We start from the raw sequence: 18,260 nt of genomic DNA, 5'->3' as shown, positions 1-18,260 counted from the left end.
GCCCTGCCCCTCGGCACCCCTTAATACCCGCCTCAATGGCGATCGCCCGGCCCTGGCTGAGGCGCGGTTTGGTCTGGGCGCTAGGGCTGGTGGGTGCCCTGGTGGCCGCCACGCCAGTATCGGCAGCTGAAGCGCTGCTGGTGTCTTACGGCATTTTAGAGCGATCGATCCCGATTGCTGACCTAGAGCGGTTTGCGACGACCGGCGAGCTTACCCCCCAGCTCAGAATCTATAGCCGACAGCTGCAAATCTCTGACGATCAGCTCAGTCAAATTCGCGAGGTGCTGAGTACTCCGGCCACCATTAGTCCTGTGGGGGTGGCTCAGTTTCTCTACACCGAGCAGGGGATACTCCTGCTTGAGCAGATTAGCCGGGTAGTGCAAACCCCAGTGCGCCAGGCCAACGTGCAGGCCCTGCGAGGGGCGCTCATTTTAGCGGCCGCCAACTCTGAGTCGGGCTTTACGCTGCTCAACGTGCTCAAAACCTACCCCACCGTCGCCATTCGCATCGACTTGGCCGAGGGGCTGGCGATCGCCCAGGAGGTCAACCAAGCCATTTTGCAGTCTGAAGCTGCCTTTGAGCAGATACAGACCCTGGCCCAGCAAGAGGCTGAGGCCAACCCAGTTGATGTGGAGGCGCTGCTGCGGCTGGTGCAGAGCGAGCGCCAGTACGGCGTCGATCTAATTCAGGTGGTGGTGCCCGGTTTGCCGCGTCCGGTACCGCTCTATTTGCCCCAGGTGCAGTCGGGTGGGCCTGTAATGCCGCCCCAGGGCTTTCCGCTAGTGGTGATCTCCCACGGGCTGGGGGGCACTCGCGACAGCTACGCCTACCTGGCCGAGTACCTGGCCACTGGGGGAATTGCAACGGCGACCCTAGAGCATCCTGGCAGCAACGACCAGCAGCTCTACGCCCTGCTGACCGGGCAATCGGATGCGGTGGTGCAAACTGAGGAGTTTTTGCGTCGCCCCCGCGATGTGTCGCTTACCCTCAATACCCTCGATCGCCTCAACCAAAGCCCTTCGCCCCTGCGCCGACAGATCGACCTAGACCGGGTTGGGGTTGTGGGTCAGTCGTTTGGGGGCTATACGGCCCTGGCCCTGGCCGGGGCCAGCTTTGATTTGGCGGGTCTGGCCGAGGTTTGCCCCCCCGGTACCCTGTCTTTTAATCCATCCCTGCTGTTGCAGTGTCAGGCGCTGCAACTGGGCAATTCTGACGGCCTGGCCGATCGCCGGGTCAAGTCGGTTTTTGTTATGAACCCGGTCGGTAGCGCCTTGTTTGGGCCAATTGGCTACGGCCAGATCGACCGGCCAGTGATGATGGTTGCGGGTACAGCTGACACTATTGCTCCGGCCTTCCCAGAGCAGATCATGCCCTTTACCTGGCTGACCATGCCCGATCGCTACCTGCTGCTGATCAGCCGGGGCACCCACTTTTCCACCATTGGCGACGTGGCAACGGGCGATCAGCCGCTGCCCATTCCACCCCAGATTATCGGACTGCGCCCCGAGCTGGTCTGGGCCTACATGCAGGTACTGGGGCTGGCCTACTTTAAACTCACCCTGGAGGGCGATCAGCGGTTTCAACCTGTCCTACAGCCCGCCTTTGCTGCTGCTTTGGGGACAGAGCCCTACCTGCTGAGCCTGCTCAGATCCCCAACCTCCGATTTCACCCTCGATCGCACGCCTGAACCTACGCCCGCTCCGGTCGATGCCAGGCTCAGCGATCCCCTTTCCCCTTAGGATAGAACCATCTCCTGTTCTGTTATGGCTTCAACGTCAGTTATGGTTTCAACGATGATATGAGTTTTGGTGCTGCGTCGGCTGCAACCATTGGTTGGCGAGAATGGGTCGCCCTGCCCGACCTAGGAGTGCAGGCTATCAAAGCTAAAATTGACACCGGGGCGCGATCGTCAGCGCTCCACACCTTTGCAGTAGAGCGGTTTGAGCAAAACGGTAAAGCGATGGTGCGCTTTCAGGCTCACCCCCTTCAACGCAACGATGATTACATAGTCACCGCCGAAGCTGTTTTGCTGGAGGAGCGCGAGGTGCGCAACTCAGGCGGGCAGTCAGAGCTGCGGCCGGTGATTGAGACCCAGGTGCAGGTGGGCCATGCCCTGTGGGCCATCGAGCTGACCTTGACCAATCGCGATCAGATGGGGTTTCGAATGCTGCTGGGGCGACAGGCGGTGCGCCAACGCTACCTGGTAGATCCGGGGCGATCGTACCTGCACCCCCTGCCCAAACCGCCCGATTGACCCCTGACTACCGCTAAACTAACCCCCGAGGATGACTCCTAAGGCGATATGAAAATTGCGATTTTATCCAGGGATGCCACCCTCTACTCGACCCAGCGACTGGTGAAGGCAGGGGAAGAGCGTGGCCACGAAATGCAGGTGATTGACCACCTGCGCTGCTACATGAATATCACCTCTCACCAGCCTAAGGTGATGTACCAGAGCCAGCCCATGGTAGATATTGACGCGGTGATCCCCCGGATTGGGGCGTCGAATACCTTCTACGGCACGGCGGTGGTGCGCCAGTTTGAAATTATGGGGGTGTTTACAGCCAATACCTCAATGGCGATTTCCAGGTCGCGCGACAAACTCAGGTCGCTCCAGATCATGGCTCGCCGGGGTATTGGCCTGCCGGTGACGGGCTTTGCCCACTCCACCAAAGACATCGACGGCCTAGTCGACATCGTCGGCGGTGCCCCCCTGGTGATTAAGCTACTCGAAGGCACCCAGGGCATTGGGGTCGTGCTGGCCGAAACCCAGCAGGCCGCCAAGTCAGTCATCGAAGCCTTTCGCGGCCTTGACGCCAATATTTTGGTGCAGGAGTTCATTAAAGAAGCGGGCGGCATGGATATCCGCTGCTTTGTGATTGGCGATAAGGTGGTGGCCGCCATGAAGCGCCAGGGTGCCCCTGGTGAGTTTCGCTCTAACCTGCACCGGGGCGGGTCGGCCAGCCGAGTGCGCCTCACTCCCGAAGAGCGCAGCACCGCCATTCGGGCCGCCAAGGCGATGGGCCTGCGGGTAGCCGGGGTCGACTTGCTGCGATCGAACCACGGCCCGGTAGTAATGGAGGTCAACTCGTCGCCGGGTCTAGAGGGCATTGAAAAGGCGACTGATACCGATGTAGCCGGCAAAATCATCGACTTTGTCGCCAAGCACGCCGCCCCCGACAAAGACCGCGATCGGATTAAATATTAATAGTCTGCCAAGCCAAGGGGGTAGGTTCACGGTTCATGGCAGGCCTGGTACCGTACACCTACCCCTGGCTCTAGCTCGAATTGTCACAGCTTACTGCGGCAAAGTGTCACAGCTTCGCCATGGCCCTGCCACCCTGGTGCAATACCATGACCTTATTGTTGTAAACATCATGCGAGATTCAAACGAGGTAACAGCAATGAATAGGGATGGTTCTAGGCACGACTCTGAGCGCGGTTCTGGACGCAATTTTCGGCCCGCCGCTAAGTCGCTGGCCCTGGTGCTGATGGGAGCGGGGATTGCCACTGTCGGCGGCCAGGCCCTGAATGTCCTAGGGCAGCCCAGCGGTACCAATGCTCCAACCACCACCGATGTTTTTTGGGACAACGGTTTCTGGAACAACAACGACGAGCCAGCCGCTCCTAACCCCGATGCTGACGCCCAAGCCCCTCAGCCTAGCGGCATTCAGAATGGCCTGGCTGTGGCTCCCTCGATATCTAGCCCTAACCTAATCGCCGATATCGTACGCGAGGTTGAGCCTTCGGTAGTGCGCATCAACGCGACCCGTACTGTGCAGACTAACCTGCCGCCTATGTTTCGCCAGTTCTTTGGTGATAGCATGCCTGCTCCTCAGCAGCAGCAGGTCCAGCGGGGCGTTGGTTCTGGCTTTATCATCTCCGCTGACGGACGCATTATCACCAATGCCCATGTGGTAGCCGGGGCCGACGAGGTGCAGGTTACCCTGACCGATGGGCGTTCCTTCACCGGCCAGGTGATGGGGGCCGACTCGGTGACCGACATTGCGGTGATTAAAATTGACGCCCAGAATCTACCCGCCGTTGCCACCAGTAACTCTGATCAAATTCAGCCCGGCGAGTGGGCGATCGCCATCGGTAACCCCCTAGGCCTCGACAGTACCGTCACTGCCGGTATTATCAGTGCTACCGGTCGCTCCAGCCGCGAGGTGGGCGTTCCCGACAAGCGGGTTAACTTCATTCAAACCGATGCAGCTATCAACCCCGGCAACTCTGGCGGGCCGCTGCTTAACCTCAACGGTGAGGTGATTGGCGTCAATACCGCTATTATCCAGGGGGCACAGGGCCTGGGCTTTGCGATTCCCATCAACACGGTACAGCGGATTAGCTCAGAGCTGATTGAAACCGGCCGGGTCGAGCATGCCTACTTGGGCATTCAAATGGTGAACCTGACGCCGGAGCTGAAGCAAAACATCAACAGCGATCCCAACCGTCCGTTCTCTGTTGAAGCTGATTCAGGCGTGCTGATTGGTCGCGTCATGCCTAACTCCCCGGCGGCCCAAGGCGGTCTGCGGGATGGAGACATCATTGTGGCCATAGATGGCCAGTCGGTGACCGAGAGCGCCGCTGTACAGCAGGCCGTAGAGCGGTCTAAAGTGGGGCAAAACCTCGCCCTCACCCTGCAGCGCGGGGGCCGCGAGCAAACCATTACGGTGCGCCCTGGCAACCTGCCAAACCAGTAATGCATCTACCCAGTTTTACCCCTTCGGTAAAACTAATGCAGTTAGGCGCAGCTAAAGCTGCGCCTTTTTTTTAGCGATCGCTCTCCCGTAGGTTATCAGGGCGGTGCAATGATCTCGAATTCGCCTTAGCTACCCACAGTTGGACTGGGCAAACACCGTTTGCCCCTACGCAAGCCTCCTGTTTGGGATCAAGGTTGTGCGGTTGGGATTTGCCCTAAAAATAGCCGTTCCCATCGACTTCGCTCAGGGAACGGCTATGGCTGGCTGTTTTTATCATTGGGGGTGCCCCACTAGCGGCATGGACGATTGGTATAAGGCCAAAAAAAAGCAGGGATTTAGTAAAAATCCCTGCCTGAGTAAATGGGGCTAATAGAGCCGAATGTCACTAAATTAAGGCTGGTGGGCAGTGCCCACTCTATGGCAGATTAGGGCTTTTGGCGATCTGCCAAGTTGGTTTCAGCTTATTTCAGTGACATTCCTAATAGAGTCGTTTGCCCCTAGCATTTTTGCCGTTACGCTTAGCTACGCCGAGTCGATTGAGAACGATTGTCTACGATGACGACCTCTGGCTCGCCGTCGTTGTCAATATCACGGGTTGCCGTGGCTGTATCCCGCCCGGTTGTAGCGGTTGTAGTCGTAGTAGTAGCAGTAGATCGATTAGCTACATCAGGAGCATCGTAGGTGCCCATGTCTTCGATGTGGCGATCGCGCAGGATTGATTCAACATTGCGGATATCGTCAGCGGTGCCATCGACCATCAGCAGATAATCACCAGCCTTAATGCGCTTTTCGTAGGTTTTAGCGCGCTCTTCAGGAATACCAGCCCCAACTAGAGCACCCACTAGACCACCCGCAGCGGCACCAATACCAGCACCAGCCAGGGTAGCCGCAATTTCAGAAATACCGACGCCTGCGGCTAGGACAGGACCCACACCCGGAATGGCGAGTACGCCTGCGCCGACGAGAAAGCCGCCGATTCCACCGAGTACGGTTCCTGTGGTGGCACCAATACCAGCACCTTCAGAGGCTTCATTGCCCTGGTGATCGGTAAGTTCTTCAGCGCCTTCAACGTTTTCTACATGCTTAGCCAGTAGAGAAATATTCTCTTTTCGAATACCGGCATCATTTAGCGCATGTAGAGCACTTTCAAGATCTTCGCGTCGCTTGAAAACGCCCACTACTCGCTTGTATTGGGTTTGGTTGATATTGTTTCGTGTGTTTACCATGTTTTCCTCGTGATTCATCATTTTATTGGGATTTTGGGAGAGCTAAATTGGAGTTTTAGCTTTTTCCCTCTGTGCTTCTCAAGCTGGCCTGAGAAAACGTTTTGCAACTGACCCCGTCCAAAGTAAGCCTATTAGACACTGGGATGAGGGGGTACAGCCGATGGATAGACTTCATCGACGATAATTACAGGTCGATTCTCATACCTCGACAAAAACTCTTGAATTTGATTGTCGTCCCAGCCAAAATCTGCCTCTTGCAGCAAGGTTGCATCAGCAAGCCGTGCTTGCCCAGTTACAACAATGTTTTCCCCCTCTTCGAGGCTGGCTGTATCTACGGCTTGGTTTACGCCAACTACCAGTACGCCAATGTCGTCATTCCAGCCTTCTTCAAACAAGGCAAATGCGTTTTCAGAACCTTCTAAGGGCCTAAGATCGCCTTCAATTGCGATCGTTTCGTCAAAGTAGGTGTTGGGTGCATCCCACAAGTCTTGAGGCCTTGGTGCCAGGGCAATGCTCTGAGCTACAATTGCGGGTTGCTGATCATACTCTTCGTATAGAGCGGGGTCTAAATTGTCTACTCCATACTGATCGATCGATGCAGTATCAAATACTTCTAGCTGCCCTGTTACCTGAATGGGAATATTTTCTTCAGGAGGAGTAAACGCAGGGCCAGTAGGATTGATAATCAAGATGGGATCACCGTTGATTGATTCCATCACAAAACTGTTGTCATCAATGGTTTCAACGATGCCGCTTCTAACGGTTACCAATTCGCCCACAACCGGATCGCCTGCCTCTACCTGGGCAACTTCGCCAGATGTCACATTTTCCTGTTCGGCTTGAGTGTCTGGTGCCGATTGGTTACATGCCGAGACTAGCGAAACTGTTAGGCCTAAAGCGATCGCGCCTATCCAGCTCTTCTTGCCTCGGACTAGCGTTTTGTCGTTTTGGCGAAGACTTTTCATGACTTCAGCTCCTTGTGGTGAAAATTTACAATGGCTTTAAAGGCAGTAAAAATAAGGTAAAACTCCACCTTATTTGTCGTTTGCTAAAATGCCTATAGCGATGCTTAGCAGAAAGCCAAATAAAGCAACCATGAGGCACTGGCAAGCGCTAAGCTCGACTGCCAAACTTAAGTAGCTATCTTTGAGCTAATTAAGGTCGACTCTGAGCGAACAAGTTTTTATAGTTCATTGCCGTTTGAACATATCTTACGCCCACCTCAATAATGGATGTAAGCGCGGCTTTTGATATCTCACCAGCGTGGTACTTTCTGCAAACTCTAAGGAATAGCTGCGATCGCTAGTTCCGGCCCATCGAAGTTTCTAATCGGGGGGTGAGACTGAGGGATTGGGTGACGCTGTTTTGGATCGTACTCTAAACGGTATTCCCGCGCGATCGCACCTGCCCCCCGCAACCGCTCCACGTCCTCTCGTTGAGCTGTTGCAGGGCGCTGAGGTGGGTTTGGGTTAGCTGTTGCTCGTTGGCCAACTGGTGCTGAAGACTGTGGGTGAGCTGAGCTAGGCTGTCATCTGAAGCTTCCAGTCAAACGTTGCCTGTGGCGGTGGTGCTTTGGCTTTGGCTCTCTTGCTGCATAACGGACCTGACGAAATTTGAGGGTGGCCCAGGCGGTTTGAAAGGTTTCAACGTCGCCGGTTTCTTCGGCGACGTTGAGGTCGCGGATGGTTTCGGCCCGCTGGAGGTTGGGGGCTTTGGCGAGGGCGCTGGTGTCGAAGCAGGCTTGTAGGGCTTTGTAGATGCCGGGGCGGCGGCTCATGGTTTGCCCCAGAAAACGCTACAAGTGCGCTCGGTGTCGAGCCGTTTGGCGACGAGTTCGAGATACATGGGGTCGTCGTCGCAGAGGGTGGCGAGGATGGCCCACTCGTCGGGACGGAGGGTGGTAGTTTCGGCGCTGGGGCGAGGATCGTGGAGTTTTTGGTGGGTAATTTCGTGGTGAATCACTGCCGCTACTCTCTGGGCAGGTACTTCACCAGAGCCTTCATCACTTCATGGGGCTGAAACTGCAACGGCCTGTCGGCATTGGGGGCGCTGAGAAAGTCTGTCCACTCGAAGATTTCGGCAAAGCCGAGCTGGTGGAGGGCAACGACGATGGAGCTGACGGACTGTTTGCTGCCGATAACGAGAATTTTGACAGGCTCGCGATCGGGGCGGGGGTAGCTGTGGAGCTTGAGGGTGAGTTCGAGGTGGACTGGCCCAGTAGATTCGGGGTTGAGGATGCGGGCACTGTAGCGGGCGGTGGGGTCGGATTGCATAGTATGTCAACAGATTCGATGACAAGCATCATAGTCAACAAATTAGTTGCCGTCAACAAATCAGTTGTTTACGTGTCTATGCTGGTCTGACACCATGAAGGCATGGGAAAAGCAGGACATGTGCTCAGGCAAGTGCTTGAGGAGTTTGAGGTGAGCCAGTACAGCCTTGCGGCGGCTCTCGATATTGAACGCAACAGCGTCTACCGATGGGCAAATGAGAAGAGTGACCCATCTGGTGAAACCATAGTTGAAATTGTGAGAGCCCTTAAAACCCTCAGCCCCGAGGCTGCTAAAGCCTTTGTCGATCGCTATTTGCTTGACGAGATCTCGTAAAGTAGGGACCGCCCACCAGTTTTAGATCCCGTAGGGTGGGGCACCGCCCACCATCCACCCTTTGAGCACCAGTCAGGGGAACAAAACAAAAGAAGCGATCGCACCATGCCATGCGATCGCCCCTCAAATTGGCTTGGTTTTGGGTTAAGTGCCTAGGCAACTGACTGCTGACCGGGCGCAACCTGTCTAGACCGCCGCCGCTCTGGCCGCCGCTTGCCGCCCGCCATTTCATACTCGGAGCTATTGCGGCCATAGACCACGGCTACGGCATTCAGCATCCTTTCGGACCTTTCCGCCAGGGCTTTTTCGGCATCGATCATCTCGTTGTAGAGCTGATCGACGGTGGACAGAATTTCGTTGTACTTTTTCTGGCGATCGCGCATGTCGTCGATCGCAGCCCAAAATTCGTTGAGGGTCATACCGTTGCCCATATCGAGGTTGGGTTTAATGGACCCCATACCGGCAGCGCGGCGCTCTGCTTTTTGTAGACGGGTAGATGTACGTTTGGCTCGTGCCATGGTGGTACTCCCTCCTTGGGAGTTTGAATAAGAGAACTGGAGGGGCTGACCGGGCGATCAACTTGCATTCAGAGTTGACGCCTGCGTTTCAAAAACAGGCTGATGGGCTGAAGGGATATGGAAGCTTTATGCCGGGGGCGAGAACTCTTCAAATGGGGCCAAAGGAGTTCTGTGGTTTTACGCTTAGTCTCTTGAAAAAGAAAAAGTACTCGCGGCTATTTGGCGACTCTTGCCAAGGTCTAAGTGTTAATGCGGATAGGGTACTGGCTAAGCTCTACTGAGAACCCGCAGACTGCAACACAGAACTACTTTGCCCTTAAGCAGAACTGGTTAGCGGCTACAGAGAAGTCATTTGCTGCTAACGAGAACTGCTTTATGCTTAAGCAGAACTGGTTAGCAGCTACTGAAAACTTGTTAGCGGTTAAACAGTAGGCATTAGTCTAATTTGCTTATGTTTTAAGCCTTAAGGTATCAGCGATCGCGGGTGGGGAGTAGGCGATTGCGGCTAATGAGAACTGGTCAGAGGTGCGGTAGAGCCTTTTAGATTTAGGACTGGGCGATCGCGTTGGGCGTAGGCTAACGATGCTTGGCCGCTAGATAATCAATGTAGGCGTCTTGGCTGTCGTCCTCAGTTGTTTGCAGGACACCGAGGAGGTTTTGAGTCCAGGGGTGGAGGTTGGCGAGGGCTGGGTCGAGGGGTGGTTTAGGCTGTGGCGGTTGGTAAGCGACAGCGGCAGTTGCGGTATCTTGCTGAATTGAGACCAGCAGGGCTTGAACAAGTGTCCATACCCTATGTGACCGCTGATAATGGGGTTGGGTTTGATAGACTGAGGGTGTCAGCAAAGGCAGCCTATTCCAATGCTTAGAGATTCGTCGGTTGTTAGTATGTCGCCTGAGGTGATGGGTGGCACTCCTGTTTTTGCAGGAACACGGGTACCTCTAGAAACTTTGTTTGACTATCTCAAGGCGGGAGAGTCTATTGATGATTTTTTAGAGGGGTTTCCTACGGTAACGAGAGAGCAAGTCGTGGGACTACTGGAAGAAGCAGGCCAAAAATTTATCAACCCAAAGGTTGCCTAGAATGAGGCTCATTTTAGATGAGTGCATTGACCGAAGGCTGGCGAGAGACCTGATAGGCTATGAGGTCAAAACGGTTCCTCAGATGGGCTGGGCTGGGATAAAGAACGGTCAACTGCTCGCCCTGGTTGAAGAAAACTTTGATGTATTTATAACGGTAGATCGTAACCTGGCTTTTCAGCAAAATTTGCCTCAGTTCAGGATTGCTGTAATTGTTTTGCAAGCTCGGTCGAATCGATTGGCTGACCTGAAACCTTTGGTGCCAGAAATTCTTGCTGTTGTACCAACTGCACAAAAGGGACAAGCTATGCTGGTTGGTGCATAGTAGGGCCTATTGCCTCTATGGTCTAGACAAAATTCAATTCGCGATGAGGGTAAGGCCAACCCCTTGGCTCAAATGCTGTGGATGTGATCGGGCAAGACGGCGATCGCATCAATTGCGAAGGGAGATTTGGCTTTGATGGTGTGGAAGGCTTGACGGAGTAGGGCTATGGTTTCGTCGCTGCGAAATACAGATTGTCGGTTGTCGGTGACGATGGTGAAGAAGTAGGTTGCCCCTGGGGTTTTGGCGCGGCGGTAGTGCATGGGAAGGTGGTGAATTTATGCGCTTAGGGTAGGTGGCTCTTCCGGATCTGTGGTTGAAACTGTATTAGCTGATACGGTTTGCTTTTCCTGCATTCGCTGAAAGCCTTGCTGTGCCTAGATATCAGTTGGGCTTATCACCATGAACCCGGAAGAGCCGGGTAGGTTGTTTGGCGGATGAACTATCAGCGATGTTGGGTTCCGCTGGCGCTTCACCTGATCTGCCTTAGTGGTGCAGAAAACTCCTGAAACCCCTATAAATTAAGGATTCTCACCGAGATGGCGATATTGAGGTTTATCGGGTAAACGAACGAGGGCAATGGGTTTCAGGCGCTGATTTAACCGTTCAGGTCATCCATCATGAGACTCAAAAAAGTTTTCTGCACCACTAAGCCTGATCTGCTCAGCTCAACAAGGGTCAAGCAGGAAAGCATTTCCTAAGTAGCATCTAATTTATATTTGACTATTGCTGCTTTATCTAACTTATTCATGACAGCAGTTAAATATAATATTTGATCGCAAATTTCATCGACAGATATTTGATATTCTTCTCCTAAAACAAGATTTTTAGAAGTATTTTGAATAAATTTCTCGTCTATAACTCCGTTCTTATGAGTAAATAAATGTCTTGCCTGAAACATTTCCTCAATCTGCAAGAGCTCATCAGAACTGATGGCTTTCAGATTGCTAATCTGATCGTTTTCATCAAGAAAAGCTTTTACACTACCTCGTTGTAGTTTGCCTAATTTTTTCTTTGCCAAATACTCTATAAATTCTTGCATGTCAGAACAGCTCAGCACCTCCTTTAGAGTGACTGTTTGAGATTTAGATTTTAATGTTTCTGGCTTTGCCAAAAAAATTTCATACAATAAATCAGACAAATAAACTTCAAAGCTATCTACAAAAGAAGAAAACAAAACCCTCGCAAGTATTTTCCCTTCTTTACTACTTATTGGATCACAGGTATGTTCAAAATCAAAAAGAGTTTCTAAACCATTTATAATCTTCAAAATACTTTGATAATGGTTTGCCAATTCAACTTTAGAATAAGTGGCATCGCTTTTCTGAATTTCCAGTTCAGAAACTACGTCTTGAATTCTATGATAACCTTTCTTGCTTGGAGCATTTTCGACTAATTCAGAAGGCCGAACCTCCCCTCCAATTCGAATGAATTTCCTTCCCTCTAGCAAGATTGGAATACTGCTTCTTTCTACTTTTATAACGTATATTTTCTTGGATTCATGCGATGTATACTGATACTCTACTTGCGGCTTAGGGTTAAGAAGATCAAGTGCTTTGTGAATAATCGTGGTGGCACGAAAATCTTCACTTAAACCATTGATTTCAAGCTTGCCTTGAGGATCTTTAAAAATCCCTAAAATAATAAAGCCGCCTTCAGTATTGGCAAACGCACTAATTAGCTGAGCTATGTTTTTGGAGGGAGGTAAAACTGCTTTGTATTCTAACCTTACTCCTTCTTCTTTGCCAATAAGTTCTTTTACTTCTGAGATTATATTCGTCATACTGGAATTCTGTTAATACCTGTTTTTTTGAGGATTGCACCTAATGTCAAAATTTTTGGATCGTCTATTCCATTGTCAATCCATAGTTCTACACTAATTTCGTCATCCAGAAAATCTAATGCATCTTTTTCAGAGCTGTAATGTATAATCACCTCCCCATTATCTGAAGGCCTAATAACAATATTTACTGGACGCCCTTTTTTTCTTATTCCTCCAATTATGGTTGGCGCTAGTTCTTCAAGTTCATTACAATCATATTGGGGAAGCGACTGAAGAAAATGAGTAATATTCTTCTTTGATCTATCAATTTTTTCCTTTGCATAGAAAAACATTTCCTGTGTTGGCATAGATTTATGGAAAAATTGACTATCAAAGTCTCGATCTTGCAATGCATTTTTCAGCTCTTCCATTGAAGTAATGCCCAAACTAAGTAAGACATCTCTATTTAGCTCTGTCCTAGTTTGATTTTCTGCAACACTCCCTATATCTCTTAGCTTGTCTCTCAGATCAGAAATATTGGAAGCGTTAAAGTCATTAAGAAGATTGTTTAATTCTTTTGTGTCGATATCAAGACTTGAAAATTCTGCAAGCTTTGAAAGAGGAATTTGGCTAGTTAAAAGTTTGTACAAGCTATCCTTATCTTCAATAGTATCTACTAACAACTTTTCTTTTTTGCGGAAAAGTTCAGAAAATAAGTTCTTACTCTCTTCGGGATTTTCTTCAAACCAAATTATCAACTTTCTAATTGCTAATATCCTTTCGCTATTATTTGGTAAATCTTTGATAATAGAATTAGTTATTGTGTTTGCGACCGATTGCCTTGAAATGGATTGATTATTAAATTCATCAAACGATATAGCTGAGTGCAATAACTTTTCATATAAATCAGATCCCAACAGCAAAGCTATGTCCTTAAGGCAGTCATCATCAATGAGGTCATTTGATAATTCTCTTAACTTCTTGAAAATACCTTTTTGATTGGGAGTTAAGCTCTTGCTATTAAAAATTTGCAAGCTTGACGTTTGAAGAATAAAGTTCAAGCATTCAACCATCCAAGATAACACTTCGTCTTCACTTAGCTCAAGACTTTTTTGTAATTCTTGAATATTTTTTCTGCTTTGTAAATCAGTTGCGAGCTCATTAACATTGAGAATAGAGCAGCTATCCCAAATAAGCTTTGCCCAATTATGAATATGCTGTTTGGCAGGGAGCGTATTAATCTTTAGATCTCTAGAAAACTTCCAGATGGTTTCGCGATCTTGATTTGAAAGTTTAGGATCGGGAAAGTATACTTCCGAGAGAGACACTTTTTCTCCATTGTCAGTCTCTACAAAGTCTGTCTTTAGAATGATATTTCTAAGCTTTTGCTGAATAGCATTTTTGTACCATTCCTTTGTCCAAAGAAGCTTCATCTAATTTCGGCATTCTCGTATCAGCTAAATTATATAATTCGAATATATTCTCTTCTGAAACATAAGCAACTGAATCGTGAAAAAGACTGATTGCCGCTTCAAGAAGCTTCTTGTTCTCAGCTACTTTATCATTATTTTCTTTCAGCCAGATTCCATCCCTTTCTGTTCGTGGGTTAAAATAGAAGCTATTAACAATCACAGGAAGATAAAACTTTTCTGTTCCAATGAGTGGAAAATTACAAAAAAGTTTCGGATGGTTAGAATTTTCTTCAACAAAGTATTTTCCACCCATCTCTCTCAATTGAGCGGCAATAGAAACGTTTTCGCCAAAGAAGCTTAATATTGGCAATGTTTGTTTTTCTCCATTGGCCACTCTTGATATGATATATATATGCTCTTGTTTGTTCTCTTCTCTTGAAAAATGAATATTCTTTGACTGCACTCTGTCTATCAATATAATCTCTTTGATTTCTTGGTTGAAAATCAAAACTAGCGGCACCAGCTTTAAAAATTCTTCCACTCCAGCAAGAGATGTTTCCTTCTGTTGATCGGTTTTCAAGTTGTAAATAAAGCTTGTTCTTTCTAGCTCTGCACAAGTGGGGCTAATCTCAGTTAAGGATTTGTCAAACTCTTCCCAAGTGTGTTGAATCTTAGGTAGTAGTTGAAGTGTATTCTCAGCTTCCCTATCGATTTTACATTCAAACCTAAATAATTCTTGCGATTCTATGATTAGCACTCCTTTAACTCTTACCACCTTTGACAACAAGTGTGTTGTAAGAAATCCTGTACCGAATTTACCCGTCCTTTTGTTCTCCTTGTTCTCAAAAACTTCCTTGGACGAAATTTGATTAATTAGTCCTCTGATATCTCTTTCAGTAAAACAAGCTCCATTATGCTTAAATTCAATATGAGTTTTATCCAAAATAATTTCTACGCTTACTTTTCGATTCGGAAAATCAATAATGCTATCTTTAGCATTTTGCAAGAGCTCCCAAATCCAACGTCCTTGATTGAGTCCGACAGTTTGCTCTAACTCATTTAAACGTTTAATAATTTTATCTGCAATAGAACGATTTCCATCTTCTTGTCGGCCTAGTTTGATTGATTGAATCATTGTTTCTTTAATTGAGTTTTTCTAGAGAAAAGATGTCGAATTTTGCTATTTATCTGATTGTTTAATTTATTCGAATCTAAACTATTTTCCACCTCTTTCTATGCCACCTCAACCCCTCCAAACTCGGCCTAAACTCCCTCTCCCCCGGCAGCCCAATCACCTCACCCCTAAACGCCACCATCTCCCGACTTTCCACTGCTGGCTCCTCCATAAACCGCTCCTGCGGAATCACAATTCGGTAATCGTCATCCACCCCAAACCAGCCGTGGTCAAACGCCCAGTGGTGGTTCTTACACAGCGCTAGCTCATTCACCGTTAAAACGCCAGGTCACTCCGTCAAAAGCATTTGCCCAATAGCGTTTGACCCATTGTAGATGCCTAGCCCAAGCCAGTCCGTATTTGTCGCATCGCTTCAAACTCTTCACACTTAGCCACCCGATTGCAAGGCTATCTAGCCCCAGGGCAATCAGCGGTTTACTCCCCCGCCAGATTCACTTGATCAATAGCAGCGACATACAAACGGCTGACAAGAGCGATCGCCTGTCCCAGTCAATCGGTTCATCCGTCTTTAGCAGTGATTCATATCTAATTTGTGCAGTAAACGCGCTGTTTTGAAGGCGGCGATCGAACTATCAAGCTCTCCGGGCGGCAAAGGCAGAGCGATCGCCCCCATGCAACTTAATGCTCCCTTCCACCTCATCCGCCGACTTTAGCCTCAGCCAGCCGCTACCAGAGGCTTCATCACACTCATCATTACCCTCCCAGGTAAACTCAAACCGCTCAGTATCGCCCTCTCGGACAAATTCTCCATCCAAACCTCCGGCGACCAAGCCAAATTGAAAATCTCCAGCCCCACCTTGATTGATCGTGATGTAGGCTTGCACCTCCATATTGAAATAATCCTCATCCCATTGTTCCATTTCGTAGATGTGCCAGGTTCCGACAACTGACGCAGATTTCTGCTTCGGCATGATCAGCTAGCTCCTAACGATTTAGCCTCATATCTCGAATATAGTCTCCCGCACGGCTACTCAAATGAGCATGGGGTTTTGTCAATGTCGAGCCCATCTAGCCTCCCTGCGCGTCAAGGCTAAACAGATCTAGCAGCCAGCGGTTGATGGTGGCATCGTCTTCGGTGGGCGATCGCCTCAAGGCTTCTTCTACAGTGGCGATCGCCAACCCTGGCAGTACCTCAGAGTTTGCAATTTGCCCGCTGCGGCGATCGGCGATCGCAAAGGCAATCACCTGGGCCGCCTCCACATCCACAACCCAATATTCTTGGCAACCCAGCCGCTCGTAGAGCAGCCGCTTGCGCCCTAGATCGTCATTCAGCGTAGTCGATGCAATTTCAATCACCAACTGTGGAGCGCCGTGTTCAATTACATTGATCGGGCGATTATCCCGAGGCGGCAGCGTAAAAGACTGGCCTATGTAAAAAGCAATGTCGGGCTGGGCATCTTGCAAACCAGCTTTGCGAAAGGTGGTGTTGGTCAGCTCAACCATCCGCATACCCTTGAGGGTGGTAAATAGCACCACTAGGGTAGAAATAATCGAATTTTCTCTCCCATGCAGCGCCCCCAATGGTGCCATTTCTAGCCTCATATAGCCTGAATCAAAATAGCAACGAGCCTCTTCTAGGGCTGGAGCTTCAAGGATATGAAGATACTCCGCCCACTGGATCGATACCCACTGATCAGTGGCGATTGGCTGGGATGTCGGGGGCGTGCCGACCATAGCAAGACTCTCTGCAAAAGCAGATCCCAGGGTTCTCAAAGAACCCTGGGATCTAAACTCAGGGCGATGCTTCTATTCTACCGTGACCAATTTAGCCAGGTTGTGGGGCTGGTCAACGTCTAGACCGCGCCGGGCGGCGATGTGGTAGGCCAGCAGTTGTAGCGGTGATACCGCTACAATCGGCGACAGCAGCTCATCTACACCACTGGTGTCCTAAGCAACTCCGTATCCTGTATAGGGGCGCTTATAGGCAGGGTGTAACCCTAAAACAATATCCTCTTTAGCAATACCCAGATCAATGAGTTCTTGGCCAACATCGATATCTGTTGTGTTTTGCTGAAGCCAAATTTTGCCGTCCTCAATATCGAAATGAAGCACCGTGTGGTAAACCCGGCTTAGCCCCTTCCAGCCCACGCGCATCAACTGGTAGTGGTCACGCGTTGTATCAAAAACAAGTAGATTATTGACCTCCTCCTCCTGAGTTCTGTTCTCACTATGCTGCTCTAGCAGTTCTTGAATACAGGTTCGATAGTGCTCTAACTTATCCATCTGACAATCTCCTCTGAGACTGGGTTATAGACGATGAGCTTAAGCTGGTAGCGCTCCATGGCCGTCTGAGCAAAACGGCTCTGAAAAAACGTCTCATAGGTGTCTATCGGTATAGCCAGATAAAGCTCACGCTCAGGCTCTTTCACCTCTAGCATAATTCTGTAGTTCAAAAACTGCCCTAAAGCAGTGTGAAAATCGCTTACCGGAGACGGGCTAATAAAGCTTTTAATCTCTACGGCAATTTTTTCTTCGCCTCGTTCAGCCGCAATGAGCCGTTCAGCCGCCAAATCAATCTTAACCTTGACTTCTTCCCATTCCAGTTCTAGAGGATCGTTAGAAATGCGCCACTGATCTTTCTCAAGACCATGTCTCACCGCTGTGTGGAAGAGATCTCTTGCTGCCATAAACGTCGCTATACAGAGCTGAGCTAGAGTGGCATCCTCAAGTTATTGAAGATTCCAGGGTTCTTGAAGAACCCTGGAATCTGGGCTTATTCTACCGTGACCGATTTGGCGAGGTTACGGGGCTGGTCAACGTCGAGCCCGCGCCGCGCCGCAATGTGGTAGGCCAGCAGTTGCAGCGGAATCACCGCCACAATCGGCGACAGCAGCTCATCCACCACGGGTACCGGCAGCAGCCGATCGAAGGTATCGGCGGCATCGTCGTCGCCCATGGGCACCACGCCGATCAGCTGGGCGTCGCGGGCTTTGGCCTCCTGGGCATTCGAGAGCACCTTGTCGTAGACGCTGCCGGGCATGGCGATCGCCACTACCGGCACCTTGGCATCCAGCAGGGCGATCGGCCCGTGCTTCATTTCGCCAGCCGGGTAGCCCTCGGCGTGAATGTAGCTGATCTCTTTGAGCTTCAGCGCCCCCTCCAGGGCGATGGGGAAGTTGATACCCCGACCCAAAAAGATGAAGTCCTGGGTTTCGTTAAACTCGTGGGCCAGCTCTTCGATATAGCGCTCCTGGCTTTCGAGCACTTGCTCAATGTAGGCGGGCAGCTGGTGCAGCTGGGTGAGAATGGCTTCGATGCGATCGCCCGTCAGGGTCTGGCGACGGTAGGCGAGGTCTAGCGCTAGAAAATAAAAGGCCATCACCTGGGCGGTGAAGGTCTTGGTGGCGGCCACGCCAATCTCAATGCCCGCGTGGGTGTCGATGATGTGGGGCACCAGCCGCGACAGCGAGCTTTCAGGTCGATTGGTGATGCCCACCAC

General features: G+C 50.3%; 24 protein-coding genes. 7 read left to right on the top strand and 17 right to left on the bottom strand.

The window, feature by feature from the left end:
* The 4 genes from IQ273_RS17180 to IQ273_RS17165 form a co-directional block, all read left to right on the top strand.
* A partial coding sequence (locus tag IQ273_RS17180; RefSeq protein ID WP_194024392.1) for an alpha/beta hydrolase occupies positions 1-1,739 on the top strand: 1,739 nt, incomplete at its 5' end.
* Positions 1,740-1,798: 59 nt separating this feature from the next.
* On the top strand, positions 1,799-2,254 hold the full coding sequence (locus tag IQ273_RS17175) for an ATP-dependent zinc protease (RefSeq protein WP_194024391.1): 456 nt from the start codon (positions 1,799-1,801) through the stop codon (positions 2,252-2,254).
* A gap of 48 nt (positions 2,255-2,302) precedes the next feature.
* On the top strand, positions 2,303-3,208 hold the full coding sequence (gene rimK / locus IQ273_RS17170) for a 30S ribosomal protein S6--L-glutamate ligase (protein WP_194024390.1): 906 nt from the start codon (positions 2,303-2,305) through the stop codon (positions 3,206-3,208).
* 169 nt (positions 3,209-3,377) lie between these two features.
* Positions 3,378-4,703, top strand: a complete 1,326-nt coding sequence (locus tag IQ273_RS17165) for an HhoA/HhoB/HtrA family serine endopeptidase (RefSeq protein WP_228053259.1) — start codon at positions 3,378-3,380, stop codon at positions 4,701-4,703.
* Between the two features lie 518 nt (positions 4,704-5,221).
* Here IQ273_RS17165 and IQ273_RS17160 read toward each other — a convergent pair.
* From IQ273_RS17160 to IQ273_RS17140, 5 genes are all read right to left on the bottom strand, one after another.
* A complete protein-coding gene (locus IQ273_RS17160; protein ID WP_228053258.1) occupies positions 5,222-5,929 on the bottom strand; it encodes a general stress protein in 708 nt (235 codons plus the stop codon).
* Positions 5,930-6,060: 131 nt separating this feature from the next.
* Positions 6,061-6,894, bottom strand: a complete 834-nt coding sequence (locus tag IQ273_RS17155) for a hypothetical protein (RefSeq protein ID WP_194024387.1) — start codon at positions 6,892-6,894, stop codon at positions 6,061-6,063.
* A gap of 563 nt (positions 6,895-7,457) precedes the next feature.
* Positions 7,458-7,706, bottom strand: coding sequence for a hypothetical protein (locus IQ273_RS17150; protein ID WP_194024386.1), 249 nt, complete (start codon positions 7,704-7,706; stop codon positions 7,458-7,460).
* The gene (locus tag IQ273_RS17145; RefSeq protein WP_194024385.1) at positions 7,703-7,891 is read right to left on the bottom strand and encodes a hypothetical protein; all 189 of its coding nucleotides are present in this window, start codon (positions 7,889-7,891) and stop codon (positions 7,703-7,705) included. The genes IQ273_RS17150 and IQ273_RS17145 overlap by 4 nt, the downstream gene beginning before the upstream one ends.
* Positions 7,892-7,896: 5 nt before the next feature.
* Positions 7,897-8,202, bottom strand: coding sequence for a hypothetical protein (locus tag IQ273_RS17140; protein WP_194024384.1), 306 nt, complete (start codon positions 8,200-8,202; stop codon positions 7,897-7,899).
* A 102-nt stretch (positions 8,203-8,304) separates the two neighbouring features.
* Here IQ273_RS17140 and IQ273_RS17135 point away from each other — a divergent pair, with 102 nt between their 5' ends.
* Positions 8,305-8,535, top strand: coding sequence for a helix-turn-helix transcriptional regulator (locus IQ273_RS17135; protein ID WP_194024383.1), 231 nt, complete (start codon positions 8,305-8,307; stop codon positions 8,533-8,535).
* 152 nt (positions 8,536-8,687) lie between these two features.
* Here IQ273_RS17135 and IQ273_RS17130 read toward each other — a convergent pair whose 3' ends face one another.
* The gene (locus IQ273_RS17130; RefSeq protein WP_194024382.1) at positions 8,688-9,053 is read right to left on the bottom strand and encodes a hypothetical protein; all 366 of its coding nucleotides are present in this window, start codon (positions 9,051-9,053) and stop codon (positions 8,688-8,690) included.
* Positions 9,054-9,629: 576 nt separating this feature from the next.
* Positions 9,630-9,896 carry a hypothetical protein gene (locus tag IQ273_RS17125; RefSeq protein ID WP_194024381.1) on the bottom strand — a complete coding sequence of 89 codons (267 nt, stop codon included), beginning with the start codon at positions 9,894-9,896 and terminating at the stop codon, positions 9,630-9,632.
* 15 nt (positions 9,897-9,911) lie between these two features.
* Between IQ273_RS17125 and IQ273_RS17120 the strand changes: the two genes are divergently transcribed.
* Both IQ273_RS17120 and IQ273_RS17115 read left to right on the top strand, forming a co-directional pair.
* Entirely contained in the window at positions 9,912-10,133 is a 222-nt protein-coding gene (locus tag IQ273_RS17120) for a DUF433 domain-containing protein (protein WP_194024380.1), read from the top strand.
* 1 nt (position 10,134) lies between these two features.
* A complete protein-coding gene (locus tag IQ273_RS17115; protein WP_194024379.1) occupies positions 10,135-10,455 on the top strand; it encodes a DUF5615 family PIN-like protein in 321 nt (106 codons plus the stop codon).
* 68 nt (positions 10,456-10,523) lie between these two features.
* On the opposite strand, the gene IQ273_RS17110 is transcribed toward IQ273_RS17115, so the two are convergent.
* The 10 genes from IQ273_RS17110 to IQ273_RS17070 form a co-directional block, all read right to left on the bottom strand.
* Positions 10,524-10,715 (bottom strand): transposase, encoded by a 192-nt coding sequence (locus tag IQ273_RS17110; protein ID WP_194024378.1) that lies wholly within the window; start codon positions 10,713-10,715, stop codon positions 10,524-10,526.
* Between the two features lie 434 nt (positions 10,716-11,149).
* Positions 11,150-12,235: a helix-turn-helix domain-containing protein gene (locus IQ273_RS17105; RefSeq protein WP_194024377.1), complete on the bottom strand. Its 1,086-nt coding sequence runs from the start codon at positions 12,233-12,235 to the stop codon at positions 11,150-11,152.
* A complete protein-coding gene (locus IQ273_RS17100; protein WP_194024376.1) occupies positions 12,232-13,647 on the bottom strand; it encodes a hypothetical protein in 1,416 nt (471 codons plus the stop codon). The genes IQ273_RS17105 and IQ273_RS17100 overlap by 4 nt, the downstream gene beginning before the upstream one ends.
* Positions 13,592-14,761, bottom strand: coding sequence for a sacsin N-terminal ATP-binding-like domain-containing protein (locus tag IQ273_RS17095; RefSeq protein WP_194024375.1), 1,170 nt, complete (start codon positions 14,759-14,761; stop codon positions 13,592-13,594). Before IQ273_RS17095 ends, IQ273_RS17100 begins: the two co-directional genes overlap by 56 nt.
* A 76-nt stretch (positions 14,762-14,837) precedes the next feature.
* Positions 14,838-15,074 (bottom strand): HNH endonuclease, encoded by a 237-nt coding sequence (locus IQ273_RS35830; RefSeq protein WP_397198042.1) that lies wholly within the window; start codon positions 15,072-15,074, stop codon positions 14,838-14,840.
* Positions 15,075-15,393: 319 nt separating this feature from the next.
* A complete protein-coding gene (locus IQ273_RS17090; protein WP_194024374.1) occupies positions 15,394-15,732 on the bottom strand; it encodes a hypothetical protein in 339 nt (112 codons plus the stop codon).
* Positions 15,733-15,829: 97 nt separating this feature from the next.
* Positions 15,830-16,495: a Uma2 family endonuclease gene (locus IQ273_RS17085; RefSeq protein ID WP_194024373.1), complete on the bottom strand. Its 666-nt coding sequence runs from the start codon at positions 16,493-16,495 to the stop codon at positions 15,830-15,832.
* Between the two features lie 213 nt (positions 16,496-16,708).
* Positions 16,709-17,044 (bottom strand): XisI protein, encoded by a 336-nt coding sequence (locus IQ273_RS17080; RefSeq protein ID WP_194024372.1) that lies wholly within the window; start codon positions 17,042-17,044, stop codon positions 16,709-16,711.
* Positions 17,032-17,448, bottom strand: coding sequence for a XisH family protein (locus IQ273_RS17075; RefSeq protein ID WP_194024371.1), 417 nt, complete (start codon positions 17,446-17,448; stop codon positions 17,032-17,034). Before IQ273_RS17075 ends, IQ273_RS17080 begins: the two co-directional genes overlap by 13 nt.
* Before the next feature lie 86 nt (positions 17,449-17,534).
* The coding region (locus tag IQ273_RS17070) for an SIS domain-containing protein (RefSeq protein WP_194024370.1) at positions 17,535-18,260 on the bottom strand (726 nt) is incomplete at its 5' end.

This window comes from Nodosilinea sp. LEGE 07298 (assembly GCF_015207265.1).
Classification (GTDB): domain Bacteria; phylum Cyanobacteriota; class Cyanobacteriia; order Phormidesmidales; family Phormidesmidaceae; genus Nodosilinea.
The sequence above is the reverse complement of the archived record's forward strand: the minus strand, read 5'-3'. Positions and strand labels throughout refer to the sequence as shown.

Bases quoted from the DNA above. Each gene is read 5' to 3' on its own strand.
- IQ273_RS17175 (WP_194024391.1), top strand. From the start codon at position 1,799: ATGAGTTTTGGTGCTGCGTCGGCTGCAACCATTGGTTGGCGAGAATGG.
- rimK (WP_194024390.1), top strand. From the start codon at position 2,303: ATGAAAATTGCGATTTTATCCAGGGATGCCACCCTCTACTCGACCCAG.
- IQ273_RS17165 (WP_228053259.1), top strand. From the start codon at position 3,378: ATGCGAGATTCAAACGAGGTAACAGCAATGAATAGGGATGGTTCTAGG.
- IQ273_RS17160 (WP_228053258.1), bottom strand. From the start codon at position 5,929: ATGGTAAACACACGAAACAATATCAACCAAACCCAATACAAGCGAGTA.
- IQ273_RS17155 (WP_194024387.1), bottom strand. From the start codon at position 6,894: ATGAAAAGTCTTCGCCAAAACGACAAAACGCTAGTCCGAGGCAAGAAG.
- IQ273_RS17150 (WP_194024386.1), bottom strand. From the start codon at position 7,706: ATGAGCCGCCGCCCCGGCATCTACAAAGCCCTACAAGCCTGCTTCGAC.
- IQ273_RS17140 (WP_194024384.1), bottom strand. From the start codon at position 8,202: ATGCAATCCGACCCCACCGCCCGCTACAGTGCCCGCATCCTCAACCCC.
- IQ273_RS17135 (WP_194024383.1), top strand. From the start codon at position 8,305: ATGGGAAAAGCAGGACATGTGCTCAGGCAAGTGCTTGAGGAGTTTGAG.
- IQ273_RS17130 (WP_194024382.1), bottom strand. From the start codon at position 9,053: ATGGCACGAGCCAAACGTACATCTACCCGTCTACAAAAAGCAGAGCGC.
- IQ273_RS17120 (WP_194024380.1), top strand. From the start codon at position 9,912: ATGCTTAGAGATTCGTCGGTTGTTAGTATGTCGCCTGAGGTGATGGGT.
- IQ273_RS17115 (WP_194024379.1), top strand. From the start codon at position 10,135: ATGAGGCTCATTTTAGATGAGTGCATTGACCGAAGGCTGGCGAGAGAC.
- IQ273_RS17110 (WP_194024378.1), bottom strand. From the start codon at position 10,715: ATGCACTACCGCCGCGCCAAAACCCCAGGGGCAACCTACTTCTTCACC.
- IQ273_RS17105 (WP_194024377.1), bottom strand. From the start codon at position 12,235: ATGACGAATATAATCTCAGAAGTAAAAGAACTTATTGGCAAAGAAGAA.
- IQ273_RS17100 (WP_194024376.1), bottom strand. From the start codon at position 13,647: ATGAAGCTTCTTTGGACAAAGGAATGGTACAAAAATGCTATTCAGCAA.
- IQ273_RS17095 (WP_194024375.1), bottom strand. From the start codon at position 14,761: ATGATTCAATCAATCAAACTAGGCCGACAAGAAGATGGAAATCGTTCT.
- IQ273_RS17090 (WP_194024374.1), bottom strand. From the start codon at position 15,732: ATGCCGAAGCAGAAATCTGCGTCAGTTGTCGGAACCTGGCACATCTAC.
- IQ273_RS17085 (WP_194024373.1), bottom strand. From the start codon at position 16,495: ATGGTCGGCACGCCCCCGACATCCCAGCCAATCGCCACTGATCAGTGG.
- IQ273_RS17080 (WP_194024372.1), bottom strand. From the start codon at position 17,044: ATGGATAAGTTAGAGCACTATCGAACCTGTATTCAAGAACTGCTAGAG.
- IQ273_RS17075 (WP_194024371.1), bottom strand. From the start codon at position 17,448: ATGGCAGCAAGAGATCTCTTCCACACAGCGGTGAGACATGGTCTTGAG.